The following is a 12,184-nucleotide window of genomic DNA, read 5'->3' as shown; positions in this document are numbered from 1 at the left end:
GCGCTGCGCTTACCCGGCCAACGAAATCGGTGTGAATTAGAACTTCAACGACCCCTGCATATACAGCGTGCGCGGCTGGCCTGCGTAGATGCCTTTGTTGTTGTCGTCATAAGAGCGGGTGAAGTACGCCTGGTCGAAGATATTCTTCACGCCGAACGCCAGGTTCAGGTCTGCCATTTGCGGACCAAAATCATAAGCTACGCGTGCGCCCCAGAGCATAAAGCCAGGGATGCGACCAGTACTGCCGTCGGCGCTCTCTTTCACGGTGTTGGCGTTATCCGCAAACTGGCTGGACTGGAAATCGCTATTCAGGTTGAACGTCCAGCTACCCGGTTTATAGTCCACGCCCAATGTGCCTTTGTGTTTCGGCGAGAACGGCACCTGGTTGCCGTAGGTGTCGCCTTTCTCGCGGATCTCGGCGTTCACATACGCATAGCTTGCGTAGACCGAAACGTTGTCGAGCGTTGGCGTCAGCGTGCCGAGGTCATAGCGGGCCTGGGTTTCCAGCCCGGTATGGCGCGTTTTACCCCGTGCGGTTACGGTGTCGTTGGTCTGGTTGGAGTCGTACTGATTATTAAAGTTAATCAGGAACAGCCCCATTTCCGCTGTCAGCGCGCCATCGTCGTATCGGGTTCCGAGCTCCCAGGTTCGCGCTTTTTCCGGTTCCACATTGCCGCTTTGCACAGCCTTGCCAATTTGGCTGTACTGTACGGTGCCGAATGAGCCTTCAGTGTTTGCATAAAGATTCCAGCTATCAGTCAGGTGATAAAGCACGTTTAGCGCCGGAAGTGGGGCGTTGTAACTCACTTCTTCATGTGTGCCTTTGATGGCGTTGTTCTGGTATGACTCGATATGTTCAAAGCGCATACCCGGTGTGATAGTCCAGTTGCCAATGTCGATTTTGTCATCCAGATACCAGGCGTGCGCTTCGGTGCCGGAACGGGTGTCGCGATCGTATGGGCTAGCGCTGGACGGGAGTTGTCCGCTGCTGGTGGCGGTGTAGTAACGCATTTCATGCGTCGACTCGCTCACATAGCGGTATCCCACGCCCACTTCGTGCGCGGAAGGACCCACCATAAAGCTCTGACTGTAGCGCGGTTCAATGCCGCGTACCCAGTAGTTACGCGGTGAAAGGGTGAGGCGTTTGCCCTGTTCCAGGTAGCCGCTACGCAGGGTTTCGGTGTAGAAGCCCTGAATATTGAATTTATGCTGGCTGTCCGGCTGGAACTGATAGCCGAGGCTTGCCAGCTTGCGGCGCCCCCAGAAGCGATCGTAAGGGCGCGTGGACTGCCAGCGGTCGGCGTTGTAATCCGCGCGCGACAGGCCGCCGGGCATGTCGGCTTCTCCGTCGTAGTATTGCAGCAGGCTGTTGAAAGTATGCACGTCATTCGGCGCATATTTGCTTTTCAGCATCAGATCGTCGATGCGCGTCGCGCTGTGCTCGCGCCAGTCGCTGCCGCGGGTGCCGGAGTAAAGCAGGGCGGTACCAAAACCGTTATCCGCCGTGCCGCCCACCATCAGGTTGTGCGTCTCTTTGGGATTATTTTGTGAGGACGTTGGGCTGAGCTGGCCTTCCATGCCGGCTTCGATCCCGAAGTCTTGCGGAATGGCGCGGGTGACAAAGTTCACCACGCCGCCCACGCTCTGCGGCCCGTAACGTACGGCACCGCCGCCGCGTACCACATCGATGGCGTCCATATTTCCGAGCGAAACGGGTGCCAGGGAAAGCTGCGGCTGGCCGTAAGGGGCAAACGGCACCGGAATACCGTCCATCAGTACCGTTGAACGGCTGGCCAGGCGCGGGTTCAGGCCGCGAATACCAAAGTTCATCGCCAGATCGTGGCTACCGGTACCGTTGTTCTCCGGGGCGGTAACGCCAGGAATGCGGTTCATCACCTCGCGCATGGTCGTCGCGCCGGTTTTGGCGAAATCTTCACGGCGGATAACGTCACGCGCGCCGGCATGTTCGAATACGTCGTTTTCGCGCGCATCCCCCAGCCAGTCGCCCACCACGGTCAGGGAATCTTCTTGCAGTGTTGGTACGTGCTCAAGTGTCCAGCTGTTATTACCCAGTGGTTTCACCTGCAGGCCGCTACCGTTCAGCAGGTGTTGCAGACCGGTTTCGACGTCGTAGTCACCGTGAAGACCGTTACTCTGTTTGCCGCGCGTCAGGCTGGCATCAACAGACAGGGTAATTCCGCTGCGTGCGGCATATTGGTTTAGCGCTTTATCGAGTGAGCCTGGTGCAATATCAATCTGCGCTGCGAAAGCGGATAACGAGAGCCCAGCCAGCGGCAGCAAGCTCAGGCGAATGGCGTTAACCAAAGGTGTTGTTTTGCTAAAAACGCGTAAAGGCGTCATACCTTCTCCATCATCATTTTTGTTGTGTTCAGCTATGAGTCGAATGAGAAGGGGAAAAAGGACAATGAAAATGAGAATTATTTTTCTTACAGTGCCAAAATATTGACCCAGTATCGCGTAATAGTCTGAATTTTCACTGGAAGTGTCTGGGCAATAATATCCAGAATCGCATCGGTATTTTTCAGCGGGAACGTGCCACTCAGGCGCAGCCCGGCCACCGCCGGATCGCAACGCAGCACGCCGTTGCGATAACGGCTCAGCGTGGCAATCACTTCACCCAGAGGTTTATCGCTAAAGCTCAGAATGCCCTGCGTCCAGGCGGCGCTTTCATCATCCGCTGAGGTAATTGCACTAAATTCAGACGCGCTAAACTGCAGGCTCTCGCCAGCGCTGACGATGCGTTTTTCCTGCGGACGGTTTGCCAGTAAGACTTCAACCGCGTGTTGTTGAACGGTAACGCGTGTGACGTTGTCCTGCTGGTAGACGGTAAATTCTGTGCCTAACGCGGTGAGCTGGCCCTGGCGGGTCACAACGTGGAAAGGTCTCTGCTGCGCGTCTTTTGCGGTAGTAATAGCAATTTCGCCGTACCAGAGATGGACAGCGCGTTGACGCGTATCAAAACGAACGTCCGCGGCGCTTTGCGTGTTGAGCGTCAGCAGCGAGCCATCGTCCAGCCGCTGATGGCTGACAGCCCCTTTGGCGGTGCGGTAGTCTGCGCGCAGACCTTCTCCGGCTTCAGATTGCCAGAGCTGCCAGCCGCCGCCCACGCCGAGCAGCAGCAGTAGCCCTTTCATGACATGACGACGTGTAAGACGCGTATCGTGCAGCGCCCGGCTGGCGATATCGCCCGGAACGCTGCTGAGCTGGCTGCGCAGGTTTTCAACCTGTTGCCAGGCCCACTGATGATCTTTGTCCTCTTCATACCATTGTTGCCAGCGCGCTTCCTGCTGTGGGCTGACACGCTCGCCGCTCAATACGGCATACCAGTGTGATGCCGAGCGCAAAGCCTGACGGCGAGAATCGGTGATAGAAGCGTTCACAGACCGTGCTCCAGACGAAACAGCAGACAATGTTCGATAGCCTTTGCCATATATTTTTTCACTGAACTGACCGAAACACCAAGCTTTAGCGCTATTTCGCTGTAGGTCAGACCATCCAGCTGCGAAAGGAGAAACGCTTCGCGTGTTTTTCCGCTCAGCCCGTCAAGCATGCTGTCGATGAGTTGCAGGGTTTCGAGCTGACTCTCACGTTCCTCGGGCGAAGGCGCGAGCGCCTCCGGCATCAGCGCCAGCATCTCCAGATAGGCTTTTTCCAGCGCGTTTCGACGAAACAGGTCGACCATTACCCGTTTGGCGAGAGTGCACAGGAAGGAGCGCGGATCGCGGATCGTCGAGAGCGACCCGCTGCCCATTACCCGTAGAAAAGTGTCCTGGGCAATGTCATCTGCATCAAAGGCGGACTGGAGTTTGCGCGTCAGCCAGCTTTTCAGCCAGCCGTGATGTGCGCCATAAAGCGACTCGAGCGTAAAGGAAGCAGTGGTAGTGGCGTGGTCAGACATGCGGAATGTATCAAAAGTTAATTATCACGCGATTATAGTAATATGAGAATGGTTATCATTACAATTGGAAATATAATTGTATTACGTTGAACGTATTAACGCATTGTTTTTTATAAAAATCTTATGATGTGGATATTAGACGGGAAAAGGAGTCTGCTTTTGGCATGTGCTGGTTGGAATGACATCTGACCATGTCTGTTGTGAGTGAGAATCGGACACCTCAGTTCCTGTCACCAGTGGCGGAAACCTTGCTCATGCTGCTGGTGTTAGCGTTTAACTGGATGATGCGGGCACTAAAACGACGGGCGTTATTCGCCGTGATCAGTCCAGAACTATTGATATTGAACCTCGGAACGGCAAGCGCCTGGAACAAATACCTGCGGTCATTATGAATGAAGTGTTGGCCAGACTGAGCTGTGGCTTTGATATGCGCAATGCGCAATGAGCAATAGCATAAAAGCAAAAAGCCTGCTTAGTTTCCTGAGCAGGCTTCTTAAATATGGCTCCTCTGACTGGACTCGAACCAGTGACATACGGATTAACAGTCCGCCGTTCTACCGACTGAACTACAGAGGAATCGTTTGAACGAGGCGCATATTAGCGAGGGTGGTGAGGCTTGTCAAAGGGGTAAATACATTTGTGTGTTCGTTTGCTGACAAAATCAGCAAAGCGGCGATCTTTCCGTCTTTTTATGCTTTTGCCCCATTCTGGTGCGTGTCTACCTCTTCCAGGGCAGCCTGAATGAGATATTTCGGTGTGCAGAATGATCTTCCTTCGCTTTTACTCCTGACTTTGTGCGGCTTTAACCATAAAACACCGTTTTAGACGAAAGTGGCAAGTATCTTGCAATCCTGAATTCAATGACTGCCAGCACGGGTTCTGGTATTCCGACAGGAGGCAAAATGAACTTTAGACGACTGAAATATTTCGTGAAAATCGTCGATATTGGTAGCCTGACCCAGGCAGCGGAAGTATTGCACATTGCGCAACCCGCGCTGAGCCAGCAGGTCGCTACGCTGGAAGGTGAGCTTGATCAGCAATTGCTGATTCGTACCAAGCGTGGCGTCACGCCGACGGAAGCAGGAAAAGTGTTATATACCCACGCCCGGACGATTTTACGTCAGTGTGAACAGGCGCAACTTGCGGTTAATAACGTGGGACAGACCTTGACAGGCCAGGTCTCTATCGGCCTTTCGCCGGGGACAGCAGCGTCATCCATTACCATGCCGTTATTACAGACGCTACGTGCCGAACTGCCCGATGTGCAGGTCTATCTGCATGAAAACAGTGGGGCAGTGCTGAATGACAAGCTGCTCAGCGGGCAATTAGATATGGCAGTGCTCTATGAGCGTTCACCCGTGGCGGGCATCAGCAGTCAACCGTTGCTTAAAGAGGATCTGTATCTGGTCGGCACGCGTGAGTGCCCGGGGCAAAGCGTCGATTTAGCCGCGGTGGCGCAGATGAATTTGTTCTTGCCACGGGATTACAGCGCGGTTCGCCTGCGCGTGGATGAAGCTTTTTCGCTACGTCGCTTAACGGCTAAAGTGATTGGCGAAATTGAATCTATCTCCACCCTGACGGCCGCCATTGCCAGTGGTATGGGCGTCACAGTGTTGCCCGAGTCGGCCGCCCGTTCATTATGCAATACAGCGAACGGCTGGATGGCGCGCATCACAACCCCATCGATGAATCTGCCATTATCGTTGAACGTATCAGCCAGAGGGAGCTTGTCGCCCCAGGCGCAGGCAGTGAAGGAGATCCTGTTGTCGCTGGTTAGCCGTCCGGCGCTGGAAAATCGCGAATTGCAACTGGTCAGCTAAACCTTATTCCCACGAGGAATAAGATGCAGGTTTTTATTATTTGTTATGCCGGGCATCAGACTTTAACAATAGCGTAATGTCTGATGTGCCCGGAGTGAAACGTGAATTTCCAGCAACTCAAAATAATCCGCGAGGCGGCCCGTCAGGATTACAACCTGACGGAGGTCGCGAATATACTGTACACCTCGCAGTCGGGCGTCAGCCGACACATTCGTGAACTTGAAGATGAACTTGGCATCGAAATTTTTATCCGTCGCGGTAAACGTCTGTTGGGCATGACTGAACCGGGTAAAGCCTTGCTGATCATTGCCGAGCGTATTCTGAATGAGGCCAGCAATGTTCGTCGACTGGCGGATCTGTTTACCAATGACACGTCCGGCGTTCTGACGATTGCCACCACGCATACCCAGGCACGCTATAGCTTGCCTGCGGTGATAAAAGCCTTTCGTGAGCTGTTCCCTGAGGTGCGTCTGGAACTTATTCAGGGCACACCACAGGAGATTGATGTCCTGCTACAAAATGGCGGGGCAGATATCGGAATTGCCAGTGAGCGGCTGAGCAGCGATCCATTGTTGGTGGCTTTTCCCTGGTTTCGTTGGCACCACAGCCTGCTTGTTCCTCATGACCATCCATTAGTGAAGGCTTCTCCGCTAACGCTGGAGTCCATCGCTCACTGGCCGTTAATTACCTATCGTCAGGGGATTACAGGGCGTTCCCGCATCGATGAGGCGTTTGCTCGCAAGGGGCTGATACCTGATATTATTCTCAGTGCCCAGGACTCGGATGTGATTAAAACTTACGTGTCACTGGGATTGGGGATTGGGCTGGTGGCAGAGCAATCCAGCGGCGAGCAGGAAGAGGGGACGTTAACCCGTCTGGATACCCGGCATTTGTTTGATGCAAATACCGTTTGGCTAGGGCTTAAACGCGGACAACTGCAGCGCAACTACGTCTGGCGATTCATCGAGCTATGCAACGCAGGGTTATCCGTCGATGAAATTAAGCGTCAGGCGATGGAGCCAGATGAAGCGGTGATTGATTATCAGATTTAACAATAAAAGCCCGTGAGAAACGGGCTTCTATCGTCGCCAGTATGGAAAAGTCTGGGTGTGAAGTGAAGCGCTCTACCTGGCTAATGGGATCGCAGAAAAGCAAAAAGCCTGCTTAGTTTCCTGAGCAGGCTTCTTAAATATGGCTCCTCTGACTGGACTCGAACCAGTGACATACGGATTAACAGTCCGCCGTTCTACCGACTGAACTACAGAGGAATCGTTTGAACGAGGCGAATATTAGCGATGCCGCTCAGCGTTGTCAAAGCCTGAATGGATAAATACGATCGTTTGCTGAAATATTCCTCATTTCGCCGATTATTCAGACGCAACCGGTTGTTTTATGCACTTTTCGCGTTCGGGGCGTGGGTATTTCCACAACCAGCGGCCTGTGACCATACGCCAGTAAAATAACGCAGCGCGCACGGCCCAGTCGAAGAACATACCTAACCAAACGCCGACCACTCCCCATCCTAATACGATACCCAGAGTGTAGCCCGCGACTACGCGGCAGCCCCACATGCCCAGCATCGATACCCACATAGCAAAACGTGCATCTCGCGCACCTTTAAAGCCCGCTGGTAACACCCAGGAGGCTGCCCATATCGGCATAAATGCTGCGTTGAGCCAAATCAGGATGACTATGACCTCTTTTACATCCTGATCGTGGGTATAAAATGAGGCCATCACCCCGGCGAAAGGTGCGGTTAGCCAGGCAATTGCCGTTAGCCCAATCGTCGACAGCCAGAACACATGCCGTAGCTGGATTTCAGCCTGGGCAATCTGGCCATTTCCCAGACGCCTGCCGGTAATGATTGTCGACGCGGAACCTAAAGCATTCCCCGGTAAATTGATAAGCGCGGCGATAGAAAATGCAATAAAGTTCCCGGCGATAACGCTGGTTCCCATGCCTGAAACAAACATCTGCGTCAAAAGTTTACCGCCATTGAACAGCACTGACTCGATACTTGCCGGAATGCCGATCCCCATGACCTCCCATATAATGGCGAGATTGAGTGGCTTAAAATAGCTTTTGAAGGGAATTCGCAGCGCGGGGTTAAAACCAATCATCAGTACCCAGATGATGGCAATCGCCCCGATGTAGCGCGAAATGGTCAGTCCCAGGCCTGCTCCCACAAATCCCAGACCTTGCCAGGAAAAGATTCCGTAAATCAGGATGCTACTGATGATGATATTCAGGATGTTCATACCGCCGTTAATCAACAACGGTATTTTAGTATTTCCGGCTCCACGTAGTGCGCCACTGCCGATCAGCGCAATGGCTGCCGCCGGGTAGCTGAGCACCGTCAGCTCCAGATAGGTAAGTGCCAAAGCTTTAACGTCTGGCGTTGCTTCACCTGCAACAACGTCAATAATCTGTTGACCAAAATAGTGAATGACCGCTGCCAGCACGGTAGCAAAAATTGTCATGATCACCAGCGATTGTCTGGCTGCGGCTCTGGCCCGTCGACGATCTCGTTTCCCGAGGCTAAATGCTACAACTACGGTGGTACCCAGATCGATGGCGGCGAAAAATGCCATGATGACCATATTAAAACTGTCGGCGAGTCCGACACCGGCCATTGCTTCTTTTCCCAACCAACTTACCAGGAAGGTACTCAGAACACCCATCAATAGCACACAGGTGTTTTCCAGGAAAATGGGGACAGCCAGCGGAGTGATTTCGCGCCAAAAGAGAACCTTATAACTCTTGCGTTTGGCATACCAGGGCGTGCGGGAAGCGACCTGGCGTAAGGCAGCGGAGACGTTCAAAGTGGACCTTAACGAAGAAAGTTGAAACCTCATTTCAAATGATGAGGGAGAATCAAAAAAGCTGCAAAGTTTTTTCTATTTAAAATGTCTGTAAATGCAACAAACTGTCGAGAGAAGCATCAATTGATTCGCATTCGAAGAAATGAGGTTTGACAAAAATTTTTTCGCCGCTAAGATAAGCCTCCACAACGATTCCTCTGTAGTTCAGTCGGTAGAACGGCGGACTGTTAATCCGTATGTCACTGGTTCGAGTCCAGTCAGAGGAGCCATATTTAAGAAGCCTGCTCAGGAAACTAAGCAGGCTTTTTGCTTTTTGTTTCAAGTCTGGTCGCGCGAAGCGACACCGGGTTCTTAAGCCGGGAAATCCCCATGCTGACGCGCAACCAACGTCAGAATGGAATACAGCGCCACCGCCTGCTGGTGCTGATTGAAAATCTCCACCGCCCATTCCACCACGCCAGTCGCTTTTTCTTCGGCATTGCGCTGAAGTTTCACCGTTTTGCGTTTGCAGGTTAAACGCACCTGGATAGTGTCGCCCGGCTTAACCGGCTCGATAAAGCGCAGATTTTCCATACCGTAGTTGGCGATAACCGGGCCAACGCCCGCGTCTACAAATAGACCGGCAGCGGCGGAAATCAGGAAATAGCCGTGCACCACGCGTTCGCCGAAAATAGACTCGGCCGCTGCAATTTTGTCCATATGAGCGTAGAAGTGATCGCCGCTCAAACAGGCAAAATTGACGATATCCGCTTCGGTCAGCGTGCGGCGCGGAGTCAGCAGGCTATCGCCCGGTTGGATCTCTTCGAAATATTTGCGGAACGGGTGAATGCGATCTTCCGTGACCTGCGCGCCGCGTACCCACTGCTGGCTAACGGCGGCCAGCATGGTTGGACTGCCCTGAATGGCAGTGCGTTGCATGTAGTGTTTCACCGCACGCAGACCGCCCAGCTCTTCACCGCCGCCTGCACGTCCAGGCCCACCGTGGACCAGCTGTGGCAGTGGAGAGCCGTGGCCGGTCGATTCCGCCGAGGATTCTTCGTTCAGCACCTGAATACGCCCGTGGGCGCGGGCTGCACCGAGGATAAACTCTCGCGCCAGTTCGCCGCTCGCCGTCACCAGCGTTCCTGCCAGACTGCCTTCACCAGCGCGCGCCAGCGTCATGGCATGCTCGGTATTCTGATACGGCATCAGCGTGGCGACCGGACCAAAGGCTTCAATTGCATGTACCGCGGTAATTTCATCCGGCTGCGGACAAAACAGCAGCGTTGGCGGGAAGAAAGCTCCAGCGGTGCTCAGATCTGCCTTTCCGCCCAGCAGCACCTCACATCCGGCTTCAACCAGACGATTCACATTATCCTGCACGTCCTGACGCTGATCGTTATTCACCAGCGAGCCCATCTTCACGCCTTCCTGCGCCGGATCGCCCACTACTATCTTTTGCAGGCGGGCAATCAGCGCTTCACTGACGGCTTTCACCTGCGCCTGCGGCACGATAATGCGGCGAATGGCGGTACATTTCTGCCCGGCTTTGGTGGTCATTTCGCGCACCACTTCGCGAATAAACAGCGCAAACTCCGGCTGCTCCGGGGTGATATCGTCGCCCAGTACGCAGCAGTTCAGCGAATCCGCTTCCATGGTGAAGGGCACAGATTTCTCCACCAGATTCGGATGCACGCGCAATTGCTGTCCGGTATGCGCAGAGCCGGTAAAGGTCACTACGTCCTGGCTATCCAGATTATCCAGCAGATCGCCCGCGCCGCCGCAGATCAGGCTTATTGCGCCGTCCGGCACCAGCCCGCTGTCGACAATGGCTTTGACCATCGCCTGCGTCAGCTGCGCGGTGGCGGTCGCCGGTTTAACGATCGCGGGCATGCCGGCAAGCCAGGTCGGCGCCAGCTTTTCTAACATCCCCCAGCAGGGGAAGTTAAAGGCGTTGATATGTACCGCAACGCCGGATTTGGAGGTCAGCACGTGGCGTGCGGCAAAACCGCCCTGTTTGGACAACGGAATCAGCTCATCTTCCGGCCACAGCACATCATCCGGCAGCTCACGCCCGCCGAGGCTGGCATAAGTGAAAAGCGTGCCGATGCCGCCTTCGATATCGACCCAGCTGTCACCGCGTGTTGCTCCGGTTTGCGCGGATATGGCATAGAAATCGGCTTTCAGTTCCATTAAATGCTTCGCCACCGCTTTTAGCATCGCGCTGCGCTGAATAAAGCTCATTGCCTGTAACGCTTTGCCGCCGTGCTCGATGGCGAAGCGGCGCGCCTGCGCCATATCCAGTCCTTCGCTTGTCACTTCCCAAAGCGGTTCGCCGCTGATGGCGTGGTGGATAGTACGGGTGCGGCCCCGGCCGGTCTGCCAGGCGCCGGATAAATAGCTGGCTAACTGCTGCATCGTTAATCTCCAGATGTGTTCCGTAATTTCTCTTTAAATAGTTATTTTGTGAATCACAAAATGCAAGAGGGATTTTAATAATTTATTAACAATGAGATCGCGAACACTTTGTCTTCATTGGTTATATAACTGTTATTACTGAATAAACAAAAACCATTTGCGACAAGTATCGCAAAATCAACAAACAAAATTTGTGGATTTATTTAACTAAGATGTAACTTTTACAAAACAAAGTGATTCATAAAAATTGATTTGTTTAAATTATCGGAATCATAAGGTGATGACGTGACAGAAGAACAACGCTTTGACCAGCGCATCGCGCAGGACACCGCCATCGAGGCGCAGGACTGGATGCCGGATGCATACCGTAAGACGCTGATCCGCCAGATTGGCCAGCATGCGCACTCGGAAATCGTCGGCATGCTGCCAGAAGGCAACTGGATAACCCGCGCACCCACGCTGCGGCGTAAGGCCATTCTGCTGGCAAAAGTACAGGACGAGGCCGGACACGGCCTGTACCTCTATAGCGCGGCGGAAACACTGGGCTGCGCGCGTGAGGATCTGTACCAGAAGATGCTCGACGGGCAGATGAAATACTCCTCCATCTTCAACTACCCAACCCTGAGCTGGGCGGATATCGGTGTGATCGGCTGGCTGGTCGATGGCGCGGCGATCGTCAACCAGGTGGCGCTGTGCCGCACCTCCTACGGCCCGTATGCCAGGGCGATGGTCAAAATCTGCAAAGAAGAAAGCTTCCACCAGCGTCAGGGCTTTGAAGCCTGTATGGCGCTGGCGGCGGGCAGCGAAGAACAGCGGCAGATGCTCCAGGATGCGATCAACCGTTTCTGGTGGCCCGCGCTGATGATGTTCGGGCCGAGCGACGACAACTCGCCGAACAGCGCCCGCAGTATGGCGTGGAAAATCAAACTGCATTCCAACGACGAACTGCGCCAGCGCTTTGTGGATAACACCGTTCCGCAGGTTGAAATCCTCGGCATGACCGTGCCGGATGCCGATCTGCAGCTTGATGAAGCGACGGGGAAATACCGATTCGGTGAGATCGACTGGCAGGAATTTAATGAGGTCATCAACGGTCGTGGTGTCTGCAATCACGAACGTTTGGGCGCCAAGCGTAAGGCCTGGGAAGAGGGTGCATGGGTGCGCGAAGCCGCGCTGGCTCATGCCGAAAAACAACGCGCTCGCGATGCCGCCTGAGGAAAAAAAAG

8 protein-coding genes, 3 tRNA genes and 1 pseudogene are annotated in these 12,184 nt (G+C 54.0%); 5 read left to right on the top strand and 7 right to left on the bottom strand.

Annotation, left to right across the window (positions count from 1 at the left end; translation table 11 throughout):
- Positions 1 to 36: 36 nt before the first annotated feature.
- The 3 genes from fecA to fecI all read right to left on the bottom strand — a co-directional run bounded on the left by fecA (position 37) and on the right by fecI (position 3,919).
- Positions 37 to 2,361: a TonB-dependent Fe(3+) dicitrate receptor FecA gene (gene fecA / locus OGV85_RS09710; RefSeq protein WP_061547862.1), complete on the bottom strand. Its 2,325-nt coding sequence runs from the start codon at positions 2,359 to 2,361 to the stop codon at positions 37 to 39.
- Positions 2,362 to 2,447: 86 nt separating this feature from the next.
- Complete coding sequence (fecR, locus tag OGV85_RS09705) at positions 2,448 to 3,401, bottom strand: ferric citrate uptake sigma factor regulator FecR (protein WP_061547863.1); 954 nt, start codon at positions 3,399 to 3,401, stop codon at positions 2,448 to 2,450.
- Complete coding sequence (fecI, locus tag OGV85_RS09700) at positions 3,398 to 3,919, bottom strand: ferric citrate uptake sigma factor FecI (protein WP_003036312.1); 522 nt, start codon at positions 3,917 to 3,919, stop codon at positions 3,398 to 3,400. The genes fecR and fecI overlap by 4 nt, the downstream gene beginning before the upstream one ends.
- Positions 3,920 to 4,142: 223 nt before the next feature.
- Here fecI and OGV85_RS09695 point away from each other — a divergent pair.
- A pseudogene (locus tag OGV85_RS09695) lies at positions 4,143 to 4,364 on the top strand (type II toxin-antitoxin system PemK/MazF family toxin); the annotation flags it as partial.
- Between the two features lie 55 nt (positions 4,365 to 4,419).
- On the opposite strand, the gene OGV85_RS09690 reads toward OGV85_RS09695, so the two are convergent.
- Positions 4,420 to 4,495 (bottom strand) — tRNA-Asn (locus OGV85_RS09690).
- A gap of 326 nt (positions 4,496 to 4,821) precedes the next feature.
- Here OGV85_RS09690 and nac point away from each other — a divergent pair.
- Complete coding sequence (nac, locus tag OGV85_RS09685) at positions 4,822 to 5,739, top strand: nitrogen assimilation transcriptional regulator NAC (protein ID WP_286553475.1); 918 nt, start codon at positions 4,822 to 4,824, stop codon at positions 5,737 to 5,739.
- Between the two features lie 101 nt (positions 5,740 to 5,840).
- Complete coding sequence (gene cbl / locus OGV85_RS09680; protein ID WP_003832224.1) at positions 5,841 to 6,791, top strand: HTH-type transcriptional regulator Cbl; 951 nt, start codon at positions 5,841 to 5,843, stop codon at positions 6,789 to 6,791.
- Positions 6,792 to 6,931: 140 nt separating this feature from the next.
- Here the strand turns inward: cbl and OGV85_RS09675 are convergent.
- Both OGV85_RS09675 and OGV85_RS09670 read right to left on the bottom strand, forming a co-directional pair.
- Positions 6,932 to 7,007, bottom strand: a tRNA-Asn gene (locus tag OGV85_RS09675).
- Between the two features lie 99 nt (positions 7,008 to 7,106).
- Complete coding sequence (locus OGV85_RS09670) at positions 7,107 to 8,594, bottom strand: EmmdR/YeeO family multidrug/toxin efflux MATE transporter (protein WP_003846749.1); 1,488 nt, start codon at positions 8,592 to 8,594, stop codon at positions 7,107 to 7,109.
- A gap of 160 nt (positions 8,595 to 8,754) precedes the next feature.
- Between OGV85_RS09670 and OGV85_RS09665 the strand changes: the two genes are divergently transcribed.
- Positions 8,755 to 8,830, top strand: a tRNA-Asn gene (locus tag OGV85_RS09665).
- Between the two features lie 82 nt (positions 8,831 to 8,912).
- On the opposite strand, the gene paaZ is transcribed toward OGV85_RS09665, so the two are convergent.
- The gene (gene paaZ / locus OGV85_RS09660; RefSeq protein ID WP_061547865.1) at positions 8,913 to 10,958 is read right to left on the bottom strand and encodes a phenylacetic acid degradation bifunctional protein PaaZ; all 2,046 of its coding nucleotides are present in this window, start codon (positions 10,956 to 10,958) and stop codon (positions 8,913 to 8,915) included.
- A gap of 285 nt (positions 10,959 to 11,243) precedes the next feature.
- On the opposite strand from paaZ, the gene paaA reads away from it, so the two are divergent.
- On the top strand, positions 11,244 to 12,173 hold the full coding sequence (paaA, locus tag OGV85_RS09655; protein ID WP_061547866.1) for a 1,2-phenylacetyl-CoA epoxidase subunit PaaA: 930 nt from the start codon (positions 11,244 to 11,246) through the stop codon (positions 12,171 to 12,173).
- Positions 12,174 to 12,184 lie beyond the last annotated feature (11 nt).

The organism is Citrobacter sp. Cf132 (genome assembly GCF_030333885.1).
GTDB lineage: Bacteria > Pseudomonadota > Gammaproteobacteria > Enterobacterales > Enterobacteriaceae > Citrobacter > Citrobacter freundii.
The sequence above is the reverse complement of the archived record's forward strand: the minus strand, read 5'-3'. Positions and strand labels throughout refer to the sequence as shown.